This is a genomic window from Pedobacter suwonensis (genome assembly GCF_007833675.1).
Classification (GTDB): domain Bacteria; phylum Bacteroidota; class Bacteroidia; order Sphingobacteriales; family Sphingobacteriaceae; genus Pedobacter; species Pedobacter suwonensis.
On record NZ_CP031708.1, the window covers coordinates 2,936,391 to 2,960,475 of the forward strand.

At 38.5% G+C, this 24,085-nt stretch carries 23 protein-coding genes; 12 read left to right on the plus strand and 11 right to left on the minus strand.

Annotated elements, in window-relative coordinates:
• Positions 1 to 45: 45 nt before the first annotated feature.
• Both DV942_RS11950 and DV942_RS11955 read right to left on the minus strand, forming a co-directional pair.
• Entirely contained in the window at positions 46 to 1,104 is a 1,059-nt protein-coding gene (locus DV942_RS11950; protein ID WP_145861727.1) for a nucleoid-associated protein, read from the minus strand.
• Positions 1,105 to 1,221: 117 nt separating this feature from the next.
• Positions 1,222 to 1,794, minus strand: a complete 573-nt coding sequence (locus tag DV942_RS11955; protein ID WP_145857759.1) for a TlpA family protein disulfide reductase — start codon at positions 1,792 to 1,794, stop codon at positions 1,222 to 1,224.
• A 362-nt stretch (positions 1,795 to 2,156) separates the two neighbouring features.
• Between DV942_RS11955 and DV942_RS11960 the strand changes: the two genes are divergently transcribed.
• The 6 genes from DV942_RS11960 (at position 2,157) to DV942_RS11985 (ending at position 10,274) form a co-directional block, all read left to right on the plus strand.
• Positions 2,157 to 2,840, plus strand: a complete 684-nt coding sequence (locus DV942_RS11960; RefSeq protein ID WP_186462297.1) for a TetR/AcrR family transcriptional regulator — start codon at positions 2,157 to 2,159, stop codon at positions 2,838 to 2,840.
• Positions 2,840 to 4,507 (plus strand): peptidase domain-containing ABC transporter, encoded by a 1,668-nt coding sequence (locus DV942_RS11965; RefSeq protein WP_145857763.1) that lies wholly within the window; start codon positions 2,840 to 2,842, stop codon positions 4,505 to 4,507. The genes DV942_RS11960 and DV942_RS11965 overlap by 1 nt, the downstream gene beginning before the upstream one ends.
• Before the next feature lie 11 nt (positions 4,508 to 4,518).
• Positions 4,519 to 5,826 (plus strand): HlyD family secretion protein, encoded by a 1,308-nt coding sequence (locus tag DV942_RS11970; RefSeq protein WP_145857764.1) that lies wholly within the window; start codon positions 4,519 to 4,521, stop codon positions 5,824 to 5,826.
• Positions 5,810 to 7,216 carry a TolC family protein gene (locus DV942_RS11975; protein WP_186462298.1) on the plus strand — a complete coding sequence of 469 codons (1,407 nt, stop codon included), beginning with the start codon at positions 5,810 to 5,812 and terminating at the stop codon, positions 7,214 to 7,216. Before DV942_RS11970 ends, DV942_RS11975 begins: the two co-directional genes overlap by 17 nt.
• Before the next feature lie 340 nt (positions 7,217 to 7,556).
• Positions 7,557 to 7,844 (plus strand): hypothetical protein, encoded by a 288-nt coding sequence (locus tag DV942_RS11980; RefSeq protein WP_145857769.1) that lies wholly within the window; start codon positions 7,557 to 7,559, stop codon positions 7,842 to 7,844.
• Between the two features lie 111 nt (positions 7,845 to 7,955).
• Complete coding sequence (locus tag DV942_RS11985; RefSeq protein ID WP_145857770.1) at positions 7,956 to 10,274, plus strand: TonB-dependent receptor; 2,319 nt, start codon at positions 7,956 to 7,958, stop codon at positions 10,272 to 10,274.
• A gap of 131 nt (positions 10,275 to 10,405) precedes the next feature.
• Here DV942_RS11985 and namA read toward each other — a convergent pair whose 3' ends face one another.
• The 3 genes from namA to DV942_RS12000 all read right to left on the minus strand — a co-directional run bounded on the left by namA (position 10,406) and on the right by DV942_RS12000 (position 12,978).
• On the minus strand, positions 10,406 to 11,485 hold the full coding sequence (gene namA, locus DV942_RS11990; protein WP_145857772.1) for an NADPH dehydrogenase NamA: 1,080 nt from the start codon (positions 11,483 to 11,485) through the stop codon (positions 10,406 to 10,408).
• Between the two features lie 106 nt (positions 11,486 to 11,591).
• Positions 11,592 to 12,581, minus strand: a complete 990-nt coding sequence (locus DV942_RS11995; protein ID WP_145857775.1) for an aldo/keto reductase — start codon at positions 12,579 to 12,581, stop codon at positions 11,592 to 11,594.
• Position 12,582: 1 nt separating this feature from the next.
• On the minus strand, positions 12,583 to 12,978 hold the full coding sequence (locus DV942_RS12000; RefSeq protein ID WP_145857777.1) for a DoxX family protein: 396 nt from the start codon (positions 12,976 to 12,978) through the stop codon (positions 12,583 to 12,585).
• A 244-nt stretch (positions 12,979 to 13,222) separates the two neighbouring features.
• Here DV942_RS12000 and DV942_RS12005 point away from each other — a divergent pair, with 244 nt between their 5' ends.
• The 5 genes from DV942_RS12005 to DV942_RS12025 all read left to right on the plus strand — a co-directional run bounded on the left by DV942_RS12005 (position 13,223) and on the right by DV942_RS12025 (position 17,221).
• Positions 13,223 to 14,050 (plus strand): ABC transporter ATP-binding protein, encoded by an 828-nt coding sequence (locus DV942_RS12005; RefSeq protein ID WP_090983742.1) that lies wholly within the window; start codon positions 13,223 to 13,225, stop codon positions 14,048 to 14,050.
• Between the two features lie 3 nt (positions 14,051 to 14,053).
• Positions 14,054 to 14,866, plus strand: coding sequence for a hypothetical protein (locus DV942_RS12010; RefSeq protein WP_145857779.1), 813 nt, complete (start codon positions 14,054 to 14,056; stop codon positions 14,864 to 14,866).
• Between the two features lie 16 nt (positions 14,867 to 14,882).
• Positions 14,883 to 15,257, plus strand: a complete 375-nt coding sequence (locus DV942_RS12015) for a GntR family transcriptional regulator (RefSeq protein ID WP_090983737.1) — start codon at positions 14,883 to 14,885, stop codon at positions 15,255 to 15,257.
• A gap of 4 nt (positions 15,258 to 15,261) precedes the next feature.
• Positions 15,262 to 16,107 carry a GIN domain-containing protein gene (locus DV942_RS12020; RefSeq protein WP_145857781.1) on the plus strand — a complete coding sequence of 282 codons (846 nt, stop codon included), beginning with the start codon at positions 15,262 to 15,264 and terminating at the stop codon, positions 16,105 to 16,107.
• Positions 16,108 to 16,234: 127 nt separating this feature from the next.
• Positions 16,235 to 17,221: an alpha/beta fold hydrolase gene (locus DV942_RS12025; protein WP_145857784.1), complete on the plus strand. Its 987-nt coding sequence runs from the start codon at positions 16,235 to 16,237 to the stop codon at positions 17,219 to 17,221.
• A 46-nt stretch (positions 17,222 to 17,267) separates the two neighbouring features.
• Here DV942_RS12025 and DV942_RS12030 read toward each other — a convergent pair whose 3' ends face one another.
• From DV942_RS12030 to DV942_RS12040, 3 genes are read right to left on the minus strand one after another with little or no spacing between them, the layout of a single operon-like run.
• A complete protein-coding gene (locus tag DV942_RS12030; protein WP_145857786.1) occupies positions 17,268 to 18,158 on the minus strand; it encodes a DUF6263 family protein in 891 nt (296 codons plus the stop codon).
• A gap of 17 nt (positions 18,159 to 18,175) precedes the next feature.
• The gene (locus tag DV942_RS12035) at positions 18,176 to 18,949 is read right to left on the minus strand and encodes a M90 family metallopeptidase (RefSeq protein WP_090983729.1); all 774 of its coding nucleotides are present in this window, start codon (positions 18,947 to 18,949) and stop codon (positions 18,176 to 18,178) included.
• Between the two features lie 8 nt (positions 18,950 to 18,957).
• Positions 18,958 to 19,995, minus strand: a complete 1,038-nt coding sequence (locus DV942_RS12040; RefSeq protein WP_145857788.1) for a Gfo/Idh/MocA family oxidoreductase — start codon at positions 19,993 to 19,995, stop codon at positions 18,958 to 18,960.
• Positions 19,996 to 20,100: 105 nt separating this feature from the next.
• Between DV942_RS12040 and DV942_RS12045 the strand changes: the two genes are divergently transcribed.
• Positions 20,101 to 20,451 carry a hypothetical protein gene (locus tag DV942_RS12045; RefSeq protein ID WP_145857791.1) on the plus strand — a complete coding sequence of 117 codons (351 nt, stop codon included), beginning with the start codon at positions 20,101 to 20,103 and terminating at the stop codon, positions 20,449 to 20,451.
• A 560-nt stretch (positions 20,452 to 21,011) separates the two neighbouring features.
• Here DV942_RS12045 and DV942_RS12050 read toward each other — a convergent pair.
• From DV942_RS12050 to DV942_RS12060, 3 genes are all read right to left on the minus strand, one after another.
• Entirely contained in the window at positions 21,012 to 21,689 is a 678-nt protein-coding gene (locus DV942_RS12050; RefSeq protein ID WP_090983723.1) for an OmpA family protein, read from the minus strand.
• Positions 21,690 to 21,866: 177 nt separating this feature from the next.
• A complete protein-coding gene (locus tag DV942_RS12055) occupies positions 21,867 to 22,559 on the minus strand; it encodes an ABC transporter ATP-binding protein (protein ID WP_145857793.1) in 693 nt (230 codons plus the stop codon).
• Between the two features lie 2 nt (positions 22,560 to 22,561).
• A complete protein-coding gene (locus DV942_RS12060) occupies positions 22,562 to 24,034 on the minus strand; it encodes a DUF5687 family protein (protein WP_145857795.1) in 1,473 nt (490 codons plus the stop codon).
• Between the last annotated feature and the right edge of the window lie 51 nt (positions 24,035 to 24,085).

Sequence of the window (24,085 nt, forward strand, 5' to 3'; positions counted from 1 at the left end):
CTTTAGTCCATAGTCGACTCAGGACTAAAGACTCAGGACTACCCCCTACTCTTCTTCCCTAAAATATACCTTATAGAAGTTCATCGATTTATCACCGTCGTAACCTTTCTCGATCATGTCTTTATTACCGTGAATGTAGATATGGAAATTCTTGTCCAGTTTTAACACGCTTTTATAGGCTCTTGCCTGCTTTTTTACGGCTGATTCTGCAATCTCAAAATGATCAGCTATCGGACTTTCGTACTCTTCTTCGTAGTTTTTCTTATAGTTTTTGAACGACTCGATTCCTTCGGCATTGCCAATCACCTCATTTCCAAACTCCTCCATATCAAAGGTTTCTTTTTCTTTGAAATACTTCATAGAGCGGTTTAAGAGATCAATCTTATCTGCTTTGCTGATTTCATATTCATCATCAAGCTTCTGCGTGACAAAATTTTTATAAACGCCTAAAACATTATTGGTCTGGTTATAACTATCATTCCTGATTTTCAGCTTCAAGAATTCATCTTTCCAATAAACGGCAGAATCGTTGCTACTCTTAGATTGATCCAATACTACAACCTTATAACCTTCTTCTCTTTCTACATTAAAAATCAAACAGCCTTTATCCAACTTATTAATGTTAATCGCTTCCTGTTCATAACTTACATTAAAGCCATCCTGCTCCGGATACACTTTTAAGTAAGTATCTTTTGTTTCAGATTTAAAAATCCCAACTACATCCAATTGTTCGCCCTCTATCTGCACTTTTTCAAAATAGGCAACATACAATTCTCCGGATTTAATTTTTGGATGATTGGCCACATCATATAAATGTTTGGCCAGTTGCTGCGAATCTTCGTGAAAAAGTTCGTTATTCTCAAAAATTTCATGGACGAAATGGAATACTTCATTCAATTCTAAATTATCGTTAGGATGATAAAACCTGTAAACTTCATTCACCTTTTCGAAAGGTTTTAAGAAATACTGCAGCAACAGGTTTCCCAACAATTCATCATCTATCTTTAACGGTGCATCTGATAGTTTATAATATTCTTCAACCAGTTTATTACCCGTATGATGGATGGAAATTTGCTTAAGAGAAGCCTCGAAAAATGAAATCATAGGCGCAAAAATAGCAAAATCATTGGTTACCCCATGTCCAAAATTCTCCATCCTTTCTTGTCTCCCTTTCAATTTTCTTTTACCTGGGATCAGCATTCGGTTGCTTCTGGCTTTGAGTTAGTTTGCGCTTTTTAACTGAGTTAAAAAATCAACAATCTTTTGATCGGCATAATTGGCCACACCTTCATGTTTGAAGGACAGCCGGCCCTGCTTATCGAAAATAACAGTTGTAGGTAACGCACCCGTAAATAGCTGCTCGGGAATGTTACTTTCTACTTTATAAACTGGCAGGGTATATTTACGGTCAGCCATAAACCGGGATGATTTAGTAAGCTCGCCATCAGCATCTGCAAAAATGAAAATGATATCCTTATCATTTTTAAATTGATCGTATAACTTATTGATCGAAGGCATTTCGGCTCTACATGGCGGACACCAGATTGCCCAAAAGTTGAGAAAAATAACTTTCCCTTTTAAATCGCCAAGATCAACCAGATTTCCGTTAACATCTTTAAACCTGATTCCCTTGAGGCCATCAACATTTTCTTTTGGTATCTCAACATTAGGTTTGTAAAAACCGATCTCCATTAAGCCTTTGATAAAAAATGCCTTTGTATCAGGCACAAGAACAATTAACAAAAGGATAATGATCAATAGTGCATTGAATATATTTTTTTGGATAAATTTCATTGATTTTATTTCAAATGCAACAATGATAATGAAAATAAATTTTATAAGTAACCATCTACCTTTACGATACATTTTGGCCAGCATTCTAAACCGCAATTTTGTATGAGGCAAACAGTTTCGGGAATAAATACTGCACCTTTAACTAAGCCATATATATTCTCTAATATCAGGCCCCTGCTATTCCTTTCAAAAATACTTTTTATACCCAATTAAGATCATAACCATAAAAAAGTAAAATTTAAACAAATAATAGTAATACTATCTCTATAGATTGTAAAACAATTGTTTACTTTATAATGACTATTACTCATAAATGTTTTACATATAATTGTATAGGAAAAGACTTTACACAAAATACCTATATGCAAATCCTATTGAAGTTTAAAATTAATGAAAGCCTGTTTCTTCGTGATCCAGAATCCAGCGAGATTGGAAAACTGATCGTAGAGAAAGGGATCGATCTGATCCGTGAAGTAGGATTTGAGCGGTTTACATTTAAAAAACTTGCTGAAAAGATAAATTCAACGGAAGCGACCATCTATAGGTACTTTGCTTCCAAGTATCGATTATTAATCTATATATTGAACTGGTATTGGTGTTACCTGGAGTTCGTGTCAAAGATGAGTTTACAAGAATTAGGCGATTCCACCCAGAAACTCAAGTTGATTTTGGAAATCATTACCCATAACTTCGACAGCGACTCTCAGATTGTAGATTATGATCTGGAAAAGCTCCATGGCATCGTAATTTCCGAAAGCAGTAAGGCCTATCTGGTCAAAGAGGTTGATGAGATCAACCAGGAGCTTGTATTTAGTCCGCTAAAAAGTTTCTGCCAGTTTGTGGGGCAGGTCATCTTACAGGTCAATCCAAAATTTGCCTATCCAAATGCATTGGCAAGTACGTTATTGGAAACAGCCCATGATCAGCATTTTTTTAGTGAGCACCTTCCTAAACTCGCAGATAACAAATCGAAAATTACGCACAAGAAATATGTATTAAATTATTTGAATTTTCTGGCATTTTCTGCAATTAACTCTTATCAATAATGGCACACGATCAGGATTATACCAAAAGTAGTCGAGCACTATTTAAATATATTACAAAAGAAAAAAAGGATGTAACGGCGATTTACATCTATGCTATACTAAGTGGCTTGGTACAGCTGAGCATTCCTTTAGGTATTCAGGCCATTGTAGGTTTTGTAATGGGTGCCACCATGGTGACATCTTTATACATACTTATTGGCTTTGTGGTGCTTGGTACTTTTCTTGCAGGCTTTTTCAGATTGAAAGTGATGCAGATTATTGAAAAAATCCAGCAGAAGATTTTTGTGGAATATTCGCTTGCATTTGCCGAAAAACTACCCAAGGTTGACCTATCAGCGAATAAGAAGTATTATTTGCCAGAACTGGTGAATAGGTTTTTCGACACCCAGAATCTCCAAAAGGGTATTTCAAAGATTCTGCTCGAAATTCCCACTGCGTTGATCCAGATCCTTTTTGGGATACTGCTGCTTTCTTTTTACCATCCATGGTTTCTGGTATTTGGATCAATCGTGGTCGTGATCGTGATCATCATCTTTCGGTTTACCATGGCTTCCGGCATTCAATCCAGCCTCGACGAAAGTACCCATAAATATAATGTAGCTTCCTGGCTTGAAGACATTGCAGGATCGATTAAAACCTTCAAGATCAACTCTAAAACCGAAATGCATCTTTCGGGTACAGACGAACGTGTAGTAGAATATCTGGATAGCAGGACCGAACATTTTAAAGTACTGGTTTTCCAGTACAAGGCGATTATAGGCTTTAAAGTTGTTATTACTTTAGTGATGCTTGCGATTGGGACTTATCTTTTAGTGAACCAGAAATTGAATATAGGCGCATTTATTGCTACCGAAATCGTGGTATTAAGCATCATGGCCGCCGTTGAAAAACTGATTAAAAGTCTTGAAAGCTATTACGATGTAGTCGCGGCGCTGGTAAAGCTCGAAAAAGTTACCGATCTGGCAGAAGAGCCTACCGAAAACCTGGCATTGGAACCCAAGCCGGACGGAATGGAAATCAGCTTTAAAGATGTGGTGTTTTCATTCGGGGACCAAAAGCCGATTCTGTCGAACATCAACTTTAATGTCCGGCCAAATACCATTACCCTCATTACAGGGAGCCTTGGTGCCGGCAAATCTTTGCTCATGAACATGATTGCAGGGTTTTATGAACCCACGGGTGGAACTGTATTTTTCGACAAAATTCCATTAAAGAATCTGGAAAAGACATCTTTAAGAGAGCACTTCGGAATGTACATGGATGATATGCAAATCATTAAAGGTACACTACAGGAGAATATCTTGTTAGGCAGAGAAAATATGGGCACCGAAGATATACTTGAACTTTCTGAAGCCATCGGCATAGATAATTTATCGGGAAATTTCACCAATGGCTTTAACACCCAATTGAGCGAAACGGATACCGAGATTTCATTTAGTTCTAGAAAAAAAATCCTGATGCTCAGGGCATTACTTGGAGATAACCGTTTATTATTGCTGGAAGATCCATTGGACGGGATGAATGCCGATTTCCGCACCAAAATGGCAAAACATTTACAGAAACTTAAGGCGCGCGTTACAATAGTAATTGTATCAGATGCGCCAGAGCTTACGCAAATTGCAGATCAGCAATTACATCTTGATAATGGTACCATTCAAAAAATCTAATTTCGTAAGTAATGAAGCTTAAATCAGTAGACCATATTTATCATATCCACAGAGACTCTCGTGTAAAACGTTGGTTTTTCATTTTCATAGGCCTTTGTTTCATCGTATTGTTGCTACCCTGGACTCAAAATATCAAAGCAAGGGGCACGGTAAGCACACTTTATCAAGGCCAACGCCCACAGCAACTTAATTCACCAATTCCGGGTAAAATTTTAAAGTGGTACGTCAAAAACGGCGACTATGTAAAAAAAGGAGATACGCTCCTTCAATTGGCTGAGGTGAAAGAAGATTACCTGGATCCGCTATTAGTTGAGCGTACCCAACAGCAAGTACAGGCAAAAATCGGAGTGCGTGATTATTATCAGGCCAAAGTGGGCACCACCAACAGTCAACTTAACGCATTAAATGCTTCCAGAGCGCTAAAGTTAACCCAGCTAAAGGTAAAAATTGGCCAGTTAAACAATAAGCTTGCTGCCGAAGAAGCAGAACTTGCAGCTGCAAACAATGAATTAAAGCTAAGCGAAGACCAGTATAACCGCCAGAAGAAGATGTACGACGATGGCTTGGTTTCGCTTACACAGTTTCAACAACGAAGCGTATCGTTTCAAAACGTATTGGCTAAAAAAACTGTCATAGAAAATAAGCTGGCTCAAACACGGCAAGAGATCAGAACGGTAAATATTGAGCAGGATGCGGCGATACAGGACTATGCGGAAAAAGTAAGTAAAACTGAAGGCGAACGCTTTCAAAACCTGGGGCAAATAGAGGGCAGCAACGGTGATATTGCCAAACTGCAAAACCAGATAGCGAATTACAAAGCACGGCAGGGACTATACTTTGTACTGGCGTCCCAGGATGGCCAAGTCGTGTCATTAAATAAAGCTGGTATTGGCGAAATTCTTAAAGATACAGAGAGCATAGGAACCATCGTGCCAAATAAAGTAAAATATGCCGTGGAAATATATATAAAACCTGTTGATCTCCCACTGATCAAAGAAGGCCAGAATGTTATGTGCATCTTCGACGGCTTTCCAGCAATCATATTTTCCGGGTGGCCAAATTCCAGCTATGGAACATTTAAAGGCAAAGTGGTTGCAGTCGAAAGCAATATTAGTTCAAACGGTCTTTTTAAAGCATTAGTAATCGAAGATTCGGCAGACAGGCCTTGGCCTCCACAGATCAAAATGGGTACTGGCGTTCAGGGCATAGCCATTTTAAACGATGTACCTGTTTGGTATGAATTATGGCGGAATATAAATGGTTTCCCTCCTGATTATTACACAGTTAAAACTTCAAAAAGTGATGAAAAGACTAAGTAGCCTTGTTTTATTGCTAATGCTGGCTGGTCTGGTACAGTTTGCCAGGGCGCAGGACACACTAAAACTCTCGCATCAGGAATTTATAGCAGTGGTAAAAAAATATCACCCCCTGGCTTTTCGCTACCGATTACAAAATCAAATTGCAAAAGCAGAGGTTCAAGGTGCAAGAGGTAATTTTGACCCCGTTTTGGCAGCGAAAAATGGCTTGAAAACCATAAATGGCACAGAATATTATAAAGAAAGCACTGTTGAACTGGACATACCAACCTGGTATGGAATATCATTTAACGGGAGCTATAATTACCTTGAAGGGCAGAAATTAAACAATAGCCAGACACCGGGTGGACTATATCAATTCGGTATTACTTTACCGCTGGCCAAAAACTTACTTTACGATAAACGCAGGGCCTTACTGGAACAAGCCAGGTTTGCCACTCAGTTAACAGAGGCAGAACAAATACTGCTTACGAATGACTTAATGCTGGAGGCCGAAAATACCTATTGGGAACTGGTTAAGGCTCATGAGGTATTAAATTTGCAAAACAAGGCAGTAAAAATCAACGAAGACAGGCTGTCGCTAATTAAAAAAACATATCAGTATGGCGAAAAAGCAGCGATTGATACAACTGAAGCACTCTCGCAGCTCCAGAGTTTCCAGGTCAAACAAAAAGATGCCTACCTGGAATTTGTAAAAGCCAATCAACAATTAGTTTTATTTCTTTGGCAGGAAAACCAACAGCCCTATGATATATCGCAACTGATTATTCCTAAAGAGTCTCTTACTGACAATGCAGCTTACCAAAACTATCTGTCGCTCATTAAGGAAATAGATGACTTATCTTTGTCTAACCATGCATCCATTTTGATGTATTCGAGCAAGCTAAACATATTGGAGAGTGAACGCAGGCTGAAATTTCAGAGCCTTTTGCCCAAGATAGACCTCACCTATAACTTCCTCAACAAAGAAAACTACGCTTCTAATTTTTTACCCTTGTTTCAAAACAATTATCAATATGGGTTAAAGCTGGAGATTCCCATTTTTTTGAGACAAGCAAGAGCAGATTACCGAATAGCTAAATTCAAGATCCGGCAAAACCAGCTTGATACTGATTATAAAAAGCAAGAAATAAACACAAAAATCAATAGCTATAAATACCTGGTAATTAACTATAACCAGCAAATCAGTCTTGCATTTCAAAACACCAGTAATTACCAGCGGCTACTCCAGGCGGAACAAACGAAATATAATAACGGAGAAAGTTCGCTTTTTCTGATCAACGCCCGGGAGACCAAGCTTATCGAAGTTCAAGAAAAACTGTTAGAGTTGAGACTGAAATTTTTGAGGGGATACAATCAGCTAAAATGGACAAAGGAAAACTTCAGGATGTAAACTGGGCTTTTTATTATAAATATACATGCCTTTAACCTACAAAATAATTTTTCAAAACATCAGCCGTAAATACAAAACATCGTGTTAAGCGCTGTCCAACTCAATCGACCGATGGCAAAATCACTAAAATATTACTTTTTGAAAAATCTCACCTTTACCTCATCAAACTTATTACCGCACTGGAAAATAGATAATTACATTAAACCAATGATCAAATATCCAGTCAAAAAACATATAAAAACAATCTTACCGTTCAAATACATTTAATTGCTTCGGAATTATTATTTTTGACCCGTTGAAAAAGCATAGACAAAACATTCACCAATATCTATCAGTATTCATGCTGATCGTATTTGCTATTGCTTTAACTCCGTGGAGCGTACTTCACCATCATAATCCACTTCCTGTTGTTGAAAAGGAAGTTAATTGCAAACATGTTAGTCATGTTCAGGCCCATGGCGATACCTGTTTGATCTGTAACGCAAGTTTTGAAAAAAACTATGTGCAAACGCATCACATTTACAGAATCTTTTTATCAGCCAAAATTTTCAACCGTACCGAACCCACATTCAAGAATGCCTTTACCGAAGTAAAGCGCACTTGTTTACGTGGCCCCCCTTTGGCTTAATTTTTTCTTATAGCGCATTCGCACTAGTCAAATTATTTATCCGATAAACTAAAACCGGCTTCATTTAAGCTATTGTTTTGGCGTTTCGTTCATTTTATTTACACACAACACATGAAAAAATTACAGCTTATTGGCTTAGTAATTCTATATACATTATTAAGCAATACCGCTTTTGCTGCACTACTTAAAGATATAAAAGGTAAGGTTATTGATGCCAGTACAAAACAGACATTACCAGGTGCTACTATTTTTATTCCTGATTTAAAGGTTTCGTCAGTAACCAATAACGATGGAGAATTCACATTAAATAACCTGCCCGCTAAAGGAAGCTACCTAATTGAGGTACATTATGTAGGCTATAAAACGGCTGTACAAGTTGTCAACCTTGCCAACGCAGCCGGGTTGGAATTTGCCTTACAACCCACCGCCATAGAAACTAAGGAAATCGTAATTACCGGAAGTTTAATCAGCAGCACAAGTAAGCGAAATAGTGCCTCATCAGCCATAGTAGGCAAGGATCAGTTATTGCAGCCTTCCACCAACTTAATCGATGCATTGGCTAAAGTACCTGGTGTATCTCAGATCACTACCGGCCCATCTATTTCAAAACCAGTAATTAGAGGCTTAGGTTATAACAGAATTGTAACTTTAGATGACGGTATTAAACAACAGGGCCAGCAATGGGGCGATGAGCACGGTATTGAAATTGACCAGTTTAAATCAGACCGAGTGGAGATCTTACGTGGCGCCGCATCGCTAATGTATGGTTCTGATGCACTTGGAGGCGTAATTAATCTTTTAGAGCCGACTACGGCACCTGAAGGACAGATAAAAGGAGAATTCATCACCAACTACGCTACCAACAACGGACTTACCGCCAACTCATTACTGTTGAACGGTAACGAAAACGGCTTTGTTTGGAGAGCCCGTGGAACCTATAAAAATGCTTATTCTTTTAAAACACCTACAGGTTATTTCCCTAATTCGGGTTTTAACGAAACAGATTTAAGCGGAATGATCGGTTTAAACAAAAGCTGGGGTTATACTCATTTAAATGTTTCCAATTTTCACAATAACATTGGTTTTTATGATCCTCATTTAGATGACAACGGGAATTTTGTAAGAGAAGATGGTAGTGCTTTCACTAACGATGACTATAAAAGCCGTAGCTTAGAATATCCACGCCAGGACATCAGACACTTCAAAATCGCCTTAAATAACAATTTCATTATCGGTAACGGTAACTTAAAGGCTGATTTTGGCTATCAACAAAACCAACGCCGCGAACTGGAAGACGGCCCGGATCCATCACTATTTTTCGATCTTAAAACTTATAATGCTGATTTAAAATACTACATCCATGAAACAAACGGATGGCAACCTGTATTTGGCGTAAGCGCTGATGCAGGTCACAGCGAAAACAAGGCAAATGATGAGTTTTTAATCCCGGATTATGATACTTATGGTGTTGGTGTTTTTGCTTATGCCAAGAAAAACTGGGATAATAGCACTTTTAGTATTGGTGCTCGTTATGATTACAGAAAGAATAACGGAAAACAATTATTTGTAGATAATGAAGAACAGTTTGCACCTTTTGAGAATAAATTTTCTAACGTGAGTGGTGCATTAGGTTTTACTCATCAATTTAATGAAGAATTAAACTTTAAAGCCAATGCAGGTTCTGCTTTCCGTGCGCCAAACCCTGCTGAATTAGCTTCAAATGGTGTACACGAAGGAACATTCCGTTATGAAATAGGCAATCCTAATTTAAGCCCGGAACGCAGTTACCAGGTAGATGCGGCCTTAGAATACGAAGGCAAAATTGTGAGTGCCAGCGCGAGTGTATACAATAATTATGTACACAACTTTATTTATGCATCAACAAATGGAGAAAGAATAGATGCTGAAGGTAGTAATTATCCGGTTTACCGTTATGGACAGGTAAATGCCAATCTTTATGGCGCTGAAGCCAGCTTAACCATCCACCCTGTTCCGTTTATCCATTTTGAAAATACTTTTGGCTATGTTCATGCACACAACAATAGCTTAGATAGGCCACTGGCTTTCATACCTGCCGGAACATTGAGAAATGAACTGCGTTTTGAACCCAAACTTAAAGGTACAAATGATGCATACCTTTCTGTAGGAATTAATTCAGCATTTAAACAAACCCGTGTAGATGAAGTTTTTGAAACGCCAACCAGCGGTTATACTTTATTAAACGCGGGCATAGGAGCAACTTTTAACCTGGGCAAACAACCAGTTAAACTTTCAGTCTCTGCAAATAACTTGTTAGATCATAAGTATTACGATGCACTGAGCAGATTAAAACCGGGCCGTTTAGATTCGGAAAACCTTAATTTAGGTGTTTACAACCCTGGTAGAAACATTACTTTCGGCTTGTATATTCCTTTTACAGTGGCTAAGTAGATAATCATCACTAAAGACAAAAAGCGGAGTTGATCGATGAGATCACTCCGCTTTTTATTTATCACTTTTAAGATGAATCGTCACTCCGCCCGAAATGATGGTAACTTGAGGGAGAGTATTGCCACCTCAAACTACTTCTTAAACTTTTCCCTTTTCGCCCTCACATACTGATTTGGCCATTCCACGTCATCTCCGAGAACCTGCGCAGCATGCGTTGGGAAATAAGGATCACGTAATGATTCACGCGCAATAAAAATCAAATCGGCTTTTCCCTGTTCCAAAATCTCTTCTGCCTGGCGGGCTTCAACAATCACTCCAACTGCACCGGTATAAATGCCGATCTCATTCCTGATTTTATCAGCAAAAGGAACCTGATAATTTGGTCCGGCTGGGATAAAGGCATCAGGTACATTTCCACCAGATGATGTATCAATTAAATCCACGCCACGATCTTTTAGTACCGCAGCCAACTGCAAAGAATCATTTTCATTCCAGCCGCCCTCTGTCCAATCCGTTGCCGAAATTCGGACGAATAACGGCAGCTTATCTGGCCATACCGATTGTACGGCTTCAACCACATCAATAACCAAACGGATGCGGTTTTCGAAACTTCCGCCGTAAACATCCGTACGTTTATTGCTCAGCGGACTGAAAAACTGGTGCAATAAATAACCATGTGCAGCATGTATTTCTACAACTTTATAGCCCGCATCAAGTGCACGTTTTGCAGCCGCCCTGAAAGCAAAAACAATATCCTGAATTTCTGAAACTCTTAATTCATGTGGCTCCACCTGGCCGGATTTAAAAGGAATTGGCGAAGGCCCAACCGGTTTCCAGCTATTTTCACCGGCAGCAATTTGCTCACCACCATCCCACGGTACCTCACAGCTGGCTTTTCTGCCGGCATGCGCCAATTGGATGCCTGCAACAGCACCATGATCATGAATGAAGGAGACGATCTGCTTCAGTTTTTCTACATGTTCATCTTTCCAGATGCCTAAATCGGCATAAGTAATTCTTCCATCGGCAGTAACCGCAGAAGCTTCCTGAATAATCAATCCGGCACCGCCAACGGCTCGGCTCCCTAAATGTACCAAATGCCAATCGTTGGCAAAGCCATCAACAGCAGAATATTGGCACATCGGCGAAATCACAATTCTATTTTTTAAGGTTACATCCTTTATGGTAAAAGGAGAAAATAATTTCGACATATCTTGTTTTGTTTAACCGCAAAGGACTCAAAGTTTTCTTGCGAAGAAATCAAAAGCATTAACCTCGGTGTCCTTTGCGTATTCATTCTTTTCTTTGCGGTTGAAGTTAAAAACCAGCTTTCTCTAATTCGGTATTGATGAACTGAATTTCTTCAGCGTTTAATTTTACGTTTACCGCTTTTGCGTTTTGTACAGCCTGTTTTTCATTTCTTGCACCAACTAACGCAATGGTAATACCCGGGCGTTCAATCGTCCAACGCAAAACCAATTGAGATAAGGTCGCATTTTTTTCATCGGCCAACGGCTTTATTTTGGCCAGAAATGCATTCGTTTTTTCGATACTTTCAGGTGAGAAAAATTTATTCCCCTGACGGTGATCGCCCTCTTCAAACTTGTAATCAGCGGTCATTTTCCCGGTTAATAAACCGCGCTCCATTGGGCTGTATGCCAAAACAGATTTATTATTTCCGATGCAATATGGAACCGTTTCCTCTTCAACACCACGGTTTACCATGCTAAATGGAATTTGGTTGGAAATAATTTCCAGGGTCTGATCTGCCTCTTTTAATTGCGCTACATCATAATTGCACACCCCTGCATAGCGAACCTTACCCTGCTCAATTAACCTGCTCACCGCTTCGAAAGTTTCGCTGATCGGGGTAGTAGAGTCTGGCCAGTGGATCTGGTAAAGATCTATATAATCGGTACCCAAACGCTTTAAAGATTGTTCGCACTCATAAATTACACTTTCTTTTCCGGCATATTTATAAATATCAATGGCTGCGCCATCATTGTTTTTACTCTTAAAACCAAAATCGCCTTTGGTTAAATCCCAACGCATCCCGAATTTAGTTACCACTTGCAGTTTATCGCGTGAAATGCCTTTTATGGCATCACCTACAATTTCTTCACTATCTCCCTGACCATAAATGGGAGCGGTATCAATTGAAGTAACCCCTAAATCATAACTGGCTTTAATGGCATTAATTGCATCGTTTCTGTCTGTGCTTCCCCACATCCAGCCCCCAGCGGCCCATGCGCCAAATGTGATTACTGATAGTTCTAAATCTGAATTTCCAATTTTTCTGTATTCCATATTATTTTTTAATGATGTGATCCACCGCATAACTATTATACGGTAAGTAAACGAGTAGTACGGATAAAAACGCCACATGAATAAGTTGCGAAGGCAGCGCTTCCCAGTTTTCAATGAGGGTGGTTCCGAAAATCAACATCAATGAAACTGCTCCTGCTAATAACAGCCCTTGCCTGGTAAATAAACCCATTAAAATCATCAGCCCTGCTACCAATTCTGCAAACGGCAAAATATAACTGAAGGGAACAACGAGTGCATCGGGCAAATATGATCTAGAAAATTGCCCTACCATCCAATGGCTAAAACCAGCAAGTTTTGGTAAACGAACCAAGCCATGTCCGAAAAAACTTAAACCGATTGCTAATCGACCAAGCAGATATGCCCATTTTTTATCCATACAACATTGATGTACTACAAACATACAATCTGAGCATGAAGGATGTTTTAATGCGGGAATGATTAGACTGATATTTTACCTTTCAATGGCGGAGCCCAAGGGAAAGGCGCCTAGCGTTTGGCGTTTAGCGTAGGACGCACCGTATGAAAACGCCATCTGCTCAGCACTAAACTTTTTCTTCAAAAATTTGGAGATAACAAAATTAGATTATACTTTAGTGTATTATTTAACTAATACAGTAGATATGATCAATATTAACAATCTTAATTTTGGCTATAATAAGCATAAGCCATTATTTAAAAATATGAGCATGCGGTTAAGCAATGGCCATATTTATGGTTTGCTGGGTAAAAATGGTGCCGGCAAATCAACTTTATTAAAAAATCTTGCAGGTTTGGTGTACGCACAGGGTGGCACCCTGGATGTGATGGGTTACGATCCGGCAAAAAGGCAGCCCGCACTATTGGAACAGATCTGTTTTATACCAGAAGAATTTTACCTGCCTTCGGTAAAAATTGGCACCTACCTAAAAGCCAATGCTCCTTTCTACAAAAACTTCGATTATGGTTATTTCAATGATCTGATCAAGGAATTTGATATCCCGGTTGAACAGAAACTCATCAATATGAGTTATGGCCAAAAGAAAAAAGTAATTATTGCTTTTGGATTGGCTACACAGGCCAAACTGGTCATTATGGATGAGCCTACCAATGGTTTGGATATTCCATCAAAGGCGCAGTTCAGGAAAATTATGGCATCAGCCATGACGGATGAGCGTTGCATCATCATATCTACCCACCAGGTAAGGGATTTAGATAACCTGATTGACACGGTAATTATGCTTGATGAGAATGACATTGCCCTTAAAGCTACCGTAGAAGAAATTACGGAAAAACTGACCTTTAAAAAAGTAAAGGAAATTGATGACAGCATCTTTTATGCTGAGCCATCCCTTTCTGGTTACAATGCCGTAATGCCGAATTACCACCAGGAAGAAAGCAAATTAGATATGGAGCTTCTTTTTAATGCCATACTTGCAGAAAAAATCAAATTTAAACCTTTATTCAGCTAAGCCATGAACAACACTTTTAATATGAATCGATTTGGCTTATTGCTTAAAAGACAATGGCTGGAATTTGGAAAAATTTACCTAATGAGTCTGGTGGTACTAACCGGAATTATAATTGCCTTTTATTTTTTTAACATCCCCGATTTAAACCGGTCGCTTTATAGATGGGACGATCATGGTCATGTTCAGCTGGGTTTTCGACTACCTACTTTTATGGCTATCGGTTTCCTGTTCTTAACCATTGTTGCCAGTGCCTATTTTAATGCTTTCGGTCAAAAACCAAAGGCCATTATGGAATTAATGACACCAGCCTCCGTTACCGAAAAATTTATTTGTGCAATTCTCTTCTCGACCATTCTTAGCCTCATCAGTTATCTGCTTATTTTTTACATAGTTGATGCAATTTTTTTAAATTATTTCAATGAGTTATGGCAGCATAATAAAGCTACAAACTACAATACGGGTAAGCTAACCGCAGTTTCTTTTAGCACATTGCTTGATGATTTAACTTCGGAAAGAGAATTTAAATTTTTCTTTGCGCTTCCCTTCTTCTTTTCAAGTATTTTCTTGTTAGGTTCAATATATTTTAACAGATTTCATTACATCAAAACCGCATTATCGGTAACAGCGCTATTTTCATTTATCATTTTCTTAACCATCAAGTTTGGAAATTTGATGACCGAAGGTAAAACGCGCGTATATGCTGTAGATTATTTAGAAAAGGATTTTGTTTTTAAAATCTTTTTTTGGTCATCCGTTGCGCTCAGCTTAATTATATGGTTAATCACTTATGTTCGCCTTAAAGAAAAAGAAGTTTAATTAAAAAGGTATAGATATGGAATTTAGAGATAATAAGGCGATATACCTTCAAATAGCAGAGTATGTTTGTGAGCATATTCTGTTAGGAAAATGGAAAGCCGACGAGAAAGTTCCCTCGGTAAGGGAACTGGCTGTAGAAATGGAAGTAAACCCCAATACGGTCATGCGCACCTATGAGTTGCTTCAAAACAAAAACATCATTAAAAATAAAAGAGGAATAGGCTTTTTTGTAGATGAAGCTGCAACTGAACAGGTAAAAAGCTACCGAAAGCAACAATTTATAGCAGATGAGTTACCTGTAGTGTTCAGGAATATTTACCTGCTTAACATCGGTTTTGATGAACTTGAAAACCAATATAAAACGTTTGTAAAAGAAAACTTTAACGCTTAAAATCATGAAAACAAGTAATAAATTACTCATCGCACTTGCAGCGCTGCTGATTATTATTCCGATAATTGTTGTGGCCGTAAATGTCAAAATGAATTACCGCACCAGAACAAGTGATAATTTTGTAGAAGAGCAAGAGATAAATGAAGAACCCTTTGAAAGGATGAGTAAAGAAAGGATTTCCATCCCTCTTAAAACACCTTTCTCAATAGTGGATATTCCTGATGCAAAAAGAATATACTTAGAATTACACTTTATAAAAAGCACACAATCAGGGGTTAAAATACCTATGGATCTAAAAAATGACATCGCTTTCGCTATTAACAAGGCTGGGATGCTACAAATTAACTTTAGCGATAAGCTTAACAGGTCAGGCAACCATCGCAATAGCCTTGTGATATTAGTTTACAGCCCACATATTAATAAACTAAACCTGAATAAAGCTGCCAGTACTGTTTTAACGGCAAAAACCGACAGTCTGGATATAAATGTCAAAAATTCAGGCCAACTAACGTTTGGCTCACCAGTCACATTTAGTACAGATGGAAAAATTACGAGGGTAATTAACCAAACTGAAATTAAGAAATTAACCATTAACTTGGATAGTACGGGATTCTATTCGGGAAACAACAATTACAAGAACTTAAATATTATCTGCAAAAATTCAACCGCTAACATTGAGGGCGCGGAGGAAGAGGAAAACAAAAGCGTCGAAAACTTGACTGTTAAAACATTTGAAAAGTCTGAAATCACGATAAACAAAGTTAATATCAACAAAATTTCAGGAAGTTTATCAGATGAAACCAAAGTCCAGATGCCTGTAAAATATTTGAAACAGATGCTTAAAGATTAATTCGAAACGCATAGAGCTTACACATCTATTCATCGGTCATGTAAAAAAGGCATGATTTTTAAGCTAACTAATTGGCAAAAGTTTAACTTGGGCCAATTAGTTTAGTTTTTAGATCAATACCAGACCTGTGAAGAAGTTTTTCATTTTATCTGCTATCTTTTTATTCGTTTTTGGCCAGCTCAAAGCACAAAAAACAGATACATTGTCCATCACATTGGATAATGTAAAATATCCCTATCCGGTTAAATATTTCCCGATCAATACGGAAGGACAGGATATTAAAATGGCATATATGGATGTTGCCCCCACTTCAAATGCAAATGGCAAAACAGCGATCCTTTTTCATGGAAAAAACTTTGGCGGCTACTATTGGACCAACGTCATCAAAGCCCTCACTAATATCGGCTATCGCGTAATTGTTCCTGATCAGATTGGCTTCGGCAAATCATCAAAAGCATTTATCCATTACAGTTTCCATCAAATGGCTACCTGGAACAAAAGACTTTTAGATACGCTGGGCGTCCAAAAAACAGTAGTTTTAGGACATAGTATGGGCGGTATGCTGGCTACCCGCTTCGCTCTAATGTATCCTGAAAAAACAGAAAAGCTTTTACTTGAAAATCCGATCGGATTAGAGGATTATAAAACTTTTATCCCCTACATTACCACAGCACAACAATATCAAACCGAGCTTAAAACTACAGCAGAAAGTGTTAGAAAATATTATCAGGGTTCTTATTTTACTTACTGGAAACCAGAATATGAATATTTGGTAAACATTGCCGGCGGAGTTACCAATAGCGCAGACTACCCACGCTGGGCTAAAGTTGCCGCATTGACTTACACGATGATTTATGAGCAACCTGTGGTATATGAATTTCAGAATTTAAAAGTGCCCACTGTTCTATTCATCGGTAAGGAAGACAAAACCATTGTGGGAAAAAGCTTACTTACACCAGATCAGCAAGCTTTACACGGGCAATATAAGTTCTTAGGGAAGCAAACCGCAGCCAAAATTATCGGCGCTAAAATTATTGAGTTTGATGCTTGTGGGCATATACCGCACATTGAGATTCCTACAGAGTTTTTGGTGGCTTTAACGGGTAGCCTTTAGTTCTAAAGACCTTATAGGTTTTTAAAACCTGTAAGGTCTGAATAAATTAATTAATCTCTTTCCCGGTAATTTTATTAATGCCCTGCATTTCAAAATCGATATCCTGCCCCATCGATTTCATTTTCCCATATAACTCTACACGTAGGTGACTGTTCAGCACAATACCGGTTTTTATATCAATAGATGTTTCTCCAGAATTGGTTCCCTGTAAATCTGTTTCCATTTTGTTCCCCATTGCTTCAAAATTTCCTTTTGAAACCAATGTGCCTTTTACGCTCAATATAGCAATGCCATCCTTTACTTCTTTTAAAGTATATTGCGTAATGGTTTCAATAGGCATACTCATTTGCATTTTGGTATCAACAGTCCAGCTGTCGCCTATTTTAACGGGCTTATCCGGATAAATTTTAAATGACGATTCCATTGTTTGCTTCACAATTTCATTGCTAAATTGTTTACTCAGTGCATTTTTAATCTGCTTAACCTGGCTGGTATCGTTAGTCATCCTTATTGCCATATTATCCAACATCTGATCGATGCCAGCAACAGTTTTAATCGTACCGCTTGGGCTGATCGTCATATAAAATGACGCCCCTTTCAAACCGCTAAAAGGATTCTTTTTTGTGCTATCCTGATCATCGGAGCTTAATGTCATGGCATTTCCCATCGCATTCGACTTCATATACAGCCTGTTGTAGGTTACCTTTAGATCTTTATCGCCATTATGTCCCTCAGTAATATCAAAAATGTAATCTGTGCCGATGGTTTGTGTGGAATTAATGCTTTTCCCGGTAATTTTTTGATTGATAATCTGATCTGAAACAAACGAAAAATCATACCTGTTACCTGTCGGATAATTCTGCTTAAGCACATAGGTTTTTTGCGCGCATACAACGAGCGAAGTTAAACTGAAGAGTAAAGTGAATATTATTTTCATCTTTTTTATTGATCAAACTATCCGGCAGGTTGCTGGGCAAAAATGCGACTTAACTGAAAATACAATTCAGGGTGTTTATCTTTTAGCTGCTCGGGTTTTTCGAAGAAATATTCCGATACCACCGCAAAAAATTCTGCCTGGTTGGTGATGGCGTAAGGATTAATATCCGACTTATTATCTTCAATTTTTTCCATTTCCTCGTGCATCATTTTAATCCACGGTAAAGTGTACTCATGTGCCAGTAAATTTTCAGGAACACCATCTGTTGCCCCATCAGATTTATCCAAAAGATGCACAAATTCGTGTATGGCAGTATTTTCTTTGCCTGCACTTTTAGAAAAACCATGGCGCAATGCCGAACGCGATAAAATCATCTGTCCGTTCATATAACCTGTGCCCACCATGCCCATGATATTTCTTTCGCCACTATCAAACTGAAAATCCTTGTTAAAAGTATCCGGATACAACAAAACGCTGGTTAGGTTTTTGTATTGCCAATCGTCAAAACCAAAAATAGGGATTACTGCACTAGAAGCAATCAGCAATTCATCTAATGTGGTCATTTCTAAACCAACCGGTTCGATTTTAACCGTACTGAAAAACGTAGCTACCTTTTCTTCAAACCTAAGTTTATCTGTCGAGTCAAGATTATGGTAATAACCCACATAATCATCCAGTATTTTCTTGTCTACATCGGTTAGAGGCGTTACCGCTATCTTCTTTTTCTTCAGGATTAAATACAGTGCAATCAGAAAAATTGGAATCAGGTATATAAAAGGGAGAGAATTCATGATTGGGATTATGCTGTTACCGGACTTTCTATAATTTCAATTTGCGTTAAAACGTCCGCTCTTGTTACCGGGTAGGGTTTATTATTGATTATCCCCTGATAAATGGCTTCGAAAAGTGGTAGATAACTCCCTACCTCCGATGGAATGTTCTCCTCGGTTTTCTTTCCATCAGTATCAATAGTCGTTAATAAACCATCTTTATTTGCAGGCTCAATACCATAACCCGAATCAGTTAATTTCATGCCTGCCAGCAACTGTTCTTCCTGAATATCGGTTCTTTGTTTAATGAAGCTGCCGTTTACGCCATGTAAAACAAATCCTGGCTGTGGGTTTACCACCAACATGCTCGAAGTAACAAAAACATGCAGGCTATCAGGGTAAGTCAGTTGAATTGAAAAGTAATCATCTACCAAAGTACCTTCCCTGTTTTTACCCAAAATTTTATGGTAATTTAAAGGTTTGCCAAACAGGCTGATTACCTGATCTAAAAGATGAGGCCCTAAATCATATAGGAGTCCGCTGGCCTCAACGGGGTTCTCTTTAAATTTCTTTGGTCCGATTACGTTGCGGTAACGATCGTAACGTAAATGCATTTCGACCAGCTTACCCAGTTTACCACTTTCTATCACATTACGTACGGATGTAAAATCGCTGTCCCAGCGACGGTTCTGGTAAAAGAAAATTTGTTTACCTACGCTATCGGCAAGCTCGAACAATTCTTTTGCCTTTACTATTGTTGCAGTAAAAGGCTTCTCTACCAAAATATGTTTGTGTTTAGTTAAAGCTGCTTTTGCATGTTCGTAATGAAGATTGTTTGGGGTATTAACTACCACCAGTTCTATTTCGTCATCATTTAATAGTTCCTCAACACTATTGTAGCTTGTAATAGCCGGATAATCATTTACTGCGTTTTTATGGTTGCGTTCTACTACAGCCCTTAAGTTAAAGCCACTGTGTGCCTGCAAAAAAGGGGCATGAAACACTTTACCCGACATGCCATAAGCTAATAAACCCGCATTAATTGTTTTGTTGCTATTTGTATCCATAGGTTATAAATGTAACCAAAAATACCGTTACCATTCAAGCCCCCGTATTAAAAAGCCTAAACGTTTTACTTAAGGCTTACACGTTTTTGCACTATCTTTGCGCTTATGAAGCCATCGGAGATTAATGCCAAGTGGAAAGTTTTACAGGAAAGGATTTCAACCGAATTTGAATCAGATTTTCCTGATTTAAAGGTGATGCTTTTTCTAATTGGCGTTCAGGAACTGGGCAAAGGCCCGAAAAAATACAGTAAGCGCCAGAAAGAAGAACTGATGCATATTGCCACCTGTCGTTTATTAAGCGAAATGGGATTTTATGAACTCGAGGGCTTAGACCAGGATGGCTGGCCACACTGGAAATTAATTAAAGCCATTCCGCCCTACACCATGTTAGAGCAGGAGATGTTGATGAAATCCTTGATCGTAAGTTATTTTGAGGATATTTATCCTGCAGATTAATTTATAGTGGTGTTGGATGTTCCCATCCGACACAAATCTATATTTATTTCTCCGTGGTGTCAGACATTTCTATCTGACACTATTTTACTCAACCAAAAGCTAACATCAGACTGCGCAGCATGCATCTTGGTGCTGGATTTTACCATCCGGAACAAGCTTATTTAAAACTTGGAAAGCAAGGCCATTTGCATTTTTTAATGTCAGTCGGGCTTTTCGCTATATCTCCGATGCTGATGAAAAATCAGATCGGAGGATGCCGCTTTAATCCCGTTTAAAAACATTTTGTTGGTACAACTATTTAGGATTGCAGGGGGGGGGTAGCATCGAAGCAAAAACCCAATATTAACAAACCTAAGGGACAGTAGCGGGCACCGACCGTAGGGAAGGTAAAGCGGATGGCGGGATTACCGCAACCTATAAACACAGGAACCTGCTTTCCAAAAACCAAAGAAAAGTATTATCCAGTGTCAGATGGTAACATCAGACACCACAAAAAACCCCAGTGTTGGTACACTGGGGTGAATATATATTGACCTCATAGGTAGAGGGAATTTGTGATATTAACCTTGTTTTTGTGCGGTAGATTTTAAGGCATCATTTGCAACAATTACAATTTCTACACGACGGTTTGCTGCACGGCCTGCATCAGTGCTGTTATCTGCAATTGGCTCAGAAAAACCTTTACCAATGGTAACTAATCGTGAAGATGGAACACCTTGAGAAACGGCATAAGCTTTAACTGCAGCCGCTCTTCTTTCTGAAAGCCCCATGTTATATTGTTCGGTACCACGGCTATCGGTATGGCCAATAATTTTGATATCTGTATCAGGGTATTGGTTTAACGAAGAAGCTAAACTCTGAATATTGGTTTTCGCTGCGTCTTTTAAAGCAGTTTTATCAAAATCGAATAAAATACCACTATCAAATTTTACGATGATACCTTCACCCTCACGGATCACTTCTGCATTAGGAATAGCTTTTTGAATTTCAGCAGCCTGTCTGTCCATCCTACGGCCAATAAAAGCTCCGGCTGTACCACCTATTGCCCCACCGATTAAAGCACCAACGGCTGTATTACCAGCTTTTTTACCGATTAATGCGCCAACCACACCGCCGGCCGCTGCGCCAATACCAGCACCTTTTTGTGTTTTAGTTAAACTATCACAACTTTGGAATGCCATCGATCCTACGGCTAATCCTATACTTAATGTGGCTATTCTTACTTTTGAAATACTCATGATATGCTAGATTTATAATTTCCACCAATATATTCAAACACAATGCCAAAATTATATAACGCTCGGTTTTCAATACATTTTTACCACTACCCCTGATAAACCGCAATTCTTTTCATAAAAAAAGAGTCCTGATAAATCAGGACCCTTGGCATAAATTGTATCAATCTTAGTACAAAACTAAGCGGAGAAATAACTTTCCAGTTCTTTTAACGTGTTTTCGTCTGTTTTAAAATCTTTAATTACCTGCCCTTTTTCTACCAATACAATGCGGTTACAAACATCCGTCACGTGATTTAAATCGTGGCTAGAGATAAAGGTGGTCATGTTGCCTGCCTGTGCCTTTAACAAGTTCTTCAAACGGATCTGGGTGGTTGGATCAAGGTTGGCAAAAGGTTCATCCAAAATCAATATTTCAGGCTTTTGCATCAAGGCAGCAGCAATACCTACTTTTACCTGGTTTCCTTTACTGAAATCGCGAATGTATTTCCCACTGTTCAGGATTTCACCGTTGAAAAACTCACCATATTGGTTAAGGTATGCAGAAACATCGGCAACACTTAAATTGTGTAAACTTCCGATAAAAACAAAATACTCTTCAGGTGTTAAATAATCGATCAGGAAACCTTCATCCAAAAAAGATGCGGTATAATTTTTCCAGTTATCGTTTTGCATTACATTTTCGCCTTTGGATAAAACCTCCCCTGAAGTTGGGCGGATGAGATCTAAAAGCATCCTAAAGAAAGTAGTTTTACCTGCACCGTTATTCCCTACTAAACCAACGGTTTCGCCGGCCGCAATCTGCAGATCTTCGATGTTTACAACGGTTTTATCGCCATAAACTTTTTGTAATTTCTTAACTTCTAAAATCATAATTATTCTCTAAAGCCTTCGGCTATTTTATATCGTTGTTTTTCAAGTCGTTTTGCAATGTAATTTACCCAAAAGCCTCTTAACAAAAGCATGGCTAAACCAAATACACCCACCACGGCTAATCCCCAGTAAGGTTTATTTAATATGCCAAATGGCACGTACATGATAATGGGTGTAAGTGCGTAAGGGAACATTAAAAGCCATTGCGTAGCACCGGTTCCCTGGTAGTTAAAACTTGCGGCTTTGGTAATATCTAATCTTTTATAATTTAAGGTAGCCAGATAAAGCACCACCACTGTTCCAAACCCGATGTTATAAAAATAGGCAGCCAAATGCAGCAGCAATAATTTTGGGCTCAAAAACCCATAAAAACTTGCCAACACCGTAATAATGGTACAACCAATAGTGAAAAGCAAAAATTTGGCCTTTATGTAATCTCTAAAATTGATTTTATTGGCCAATATCCCATCAAAGTGGGCACTTTGCCAGGCAAACATAAACTGGCCATAAATAATGATCGAAATACCCGTCATAAATATGGCGCCAAACATCATCTGGCCAAAAGCATCGCTATTGATTGCTTTTTCCTTATAAAAAATAAACCCATAAAAAAGAAAAAAGAAGCCCATAATCACTGCAGAGCGTGGACGTTTATGACGGAGAATTAATTTTAACTCTAAAGCTGCCAGCTCGCCAACTTTTCCAAAGCGGTTAAGGAAAGCATAATCGGTACTGCCCTTTTTCTCTTGTTTACTGCTTAACTCTTCCACGTAAAGGTTTTTACGCAGGAAACCGGAGTTGAAATAAAATATAGCTATCGCCGCAAAGGTAAATGCGAACGCATAATAAGGATGGGCAGCAATGGCACGGAACACAAAATCGGAGCCGGCCATAATTGAAATAACCTTATAATATTCCAAAGCGGCAAATGCTGCAATGATCACCAATCCGATAAAGGTATAAAGTGTATTGGTAATGGATTTTCGCTTAATGTATAACACCAGGTAATTGTTAAAAACCATCATTGAAAATATAGAAACCATATACATAATGGTGGTAACGGCACCTAGTGTGGGGGCTATTTTAATAAAACAGAAGGGCAGAAAAATAAAAAACGGCCAAAGGTTAAATGCCGAAAACAATGCTTTTACATTTAAAAACCTAATGATCTGGCTTTTGGAAATCCTTAAATGCAAATAAGGGATGATGCTTAAGGTCGGGAGCTCCTGAAACTGCAGACGCATGATAAAATCAAATGCGAAATAATAAAGAATGATGCCGTTGAAACTTTTAACTACATCCTGATTTGGAAAAAAGTAGGTCAATAAATGAGACATACCTAGTCCGGCTCCTAGTGCCAGCGTAAAAAAGTACAGCATAAAGAAACCCAAAACAATCTGGCCGGCAATACTGCTGCCCCGGTTCCGCGAACGCCAGAAAGATTTTCTTTGATGGCTTAAAAAAGTACTCAGCATATTTAGTTTAGGTGTTTGATTTTAGTCAGTTTATCTATTAGTATACATTAG

Excerpts from the sequence above, each read along its gene's own strand:
- DV942_RS11950 (WP_145861727.1), bottom strand. The coding sequence starts at position 1,104 with ATGATTTCATTTTTCGAGGCTTCTCTTAAGCAAATTTCCATCCATCAT.
- DV942_RS11955 (WP_145857759.1), bottom strand. The coding sequence starts at position 1,794 with ATGAAATTTATCCAAAAAAATATATTCAATGCACTATTGATCATTATC.
- DV942_RS11960 (WP_186462297.1), top strand. The coding sequence starts at position 2,157 with ATGCAAATCCTATTGAAGTTTAAAATTAATGAAAGCCTGTTTCTTCGT.
- DV942_RS11965 (WP_145857763.1), top strand. The coding sequence starts at position 2,840 with ATGGCACACGATCAGGATTATACCAAAAGTAGTCGAGCACTATTTAAA.
- DV942_RS11970 (WP_145857764.1), top strand. The coding sequence starts at position 4,519 with ATGAAGCTTAAATCAGTAGACCATATTTATCATATCCACAGAGACTCT.
- DV942_RS11975 (WP_186462298.1), top strand. The coding sequence starts at position 5,810 with ATGAAAAGACTAAGTAGCCTTGTTTTATTGCTAATGCTGGCTGGTCTG.
- DV942_RS11980 (WP_145857769.1), top strand. The coding sequence starts at position 7,557 with ATGCTGATCGTATTTGCTATTGCTTTAACTCCGTGGAGCGTACTTCAC.
- DV942_RS11985 (WP_145857770.1), top strand. The coding sequence starts at position 7,956 with ATGAAAAAATTACAGCTTATTGGCTTAGTAATTCTATATACATTATTA.
- namA (WP_145857772.1), bottom strand. The coding sequence starts at position 11,485 with ATGTCGAAATTATTTTCTCCTTTTACCATAAAGGATGTAACCTTAAAA.
- DV942_RS11995 (WP_145857775.1), bottom strand. The coding sequence starts at position 12,581 with ATGGAATACAGAAAAATTGGAAATTCAGATTTAGAACTATCAGTAATC.
- DV942_RS12000 (WP_145857777.1), bottom strand. The coding sequence starts at position 12,978 with ATGGATAAAAAATGGGCATATCTGCTTGGTCGATTAGCAATCGGTTTA.
- DV942_RS12005 (WP_090983742.1), top strand. The coding sequence starts at position 13,223 with ATGATCAATATTAACAATCTTAATTTTGGCTATAATAAGCATAAGCCA.
- DV942_RS12010 (WP_145857779.1), top strand. The coding sequence starts at position 14,054 with ATGAACAACACTTTTAATATGAATCGATTTGGCTTATTGCTTAAAAGA.
- DV942_RS12015 (WP_090983737.1), top strand. The coding sequence starts at position 14,883 with ATGGAATTTAGAGATAATAAGGCGATATACCTTCAAATAGCAGAGTAT.
- DV942_RS12020 (WP_145857781.1), top strand. The coding sequence starts at position 15,262 with ATGAAAACAAGTAATAAATTACTCATCGCACTTGCAGCGCTGCTGATT.
- DV942_RS12030 (WP_145857786.1), bottom strand. The coding sequence starts at position 18,158 with ATGAAAATAATATTCACTTTACTCTTCAGTTTAACTTCGCTCGTTGTA.
- DV942_RS12035 (WP_090983729.1), bottom strand. The coding sequence starts at position 18,949 with ATGAATTCTCTCCCTTTTATATACCTGATTCCAATTTTTCTGATTGCA.
- DV942_RS12040 (WP_145857788.1), bottom strand. The coding sequence starts at position 19,995 with ATGGATACAAATAGCAACAAAACAATTAATGCGGGTTTATTAGCTTAT.
- DV942_RS12045 (WP_145857791.1), top strand. The coding sequence starts at position 20,101 with ATGAAGCCATCGGAGATTAATGCCAAGTGGAAAGTTTTACAGGAAAGG.
- DV942_RS12050 (WP_090983723.1), bottom strand. The coding sequence starts at position 21,689 with ATGAGTATTTCAAAAGTAAGAATAGCCACATTAAGTATAGGATTAGCC.
- DV942_RS12055 (WP_145857793.1), bottom strand. The coding sequence starts at position 22,559 with ATGATTTTAGAAGTTAAGAAATTACAAAAAGTTTATGGCGATAAAACC.
- DV942_RS12060 (WP_145857795.1), bottom strand. The coding sequence starts at position 24,034 with ATGCTGAGTACTTTTTTAAGCCATCAAAGAAAATCTTTCTGGCGTTCG.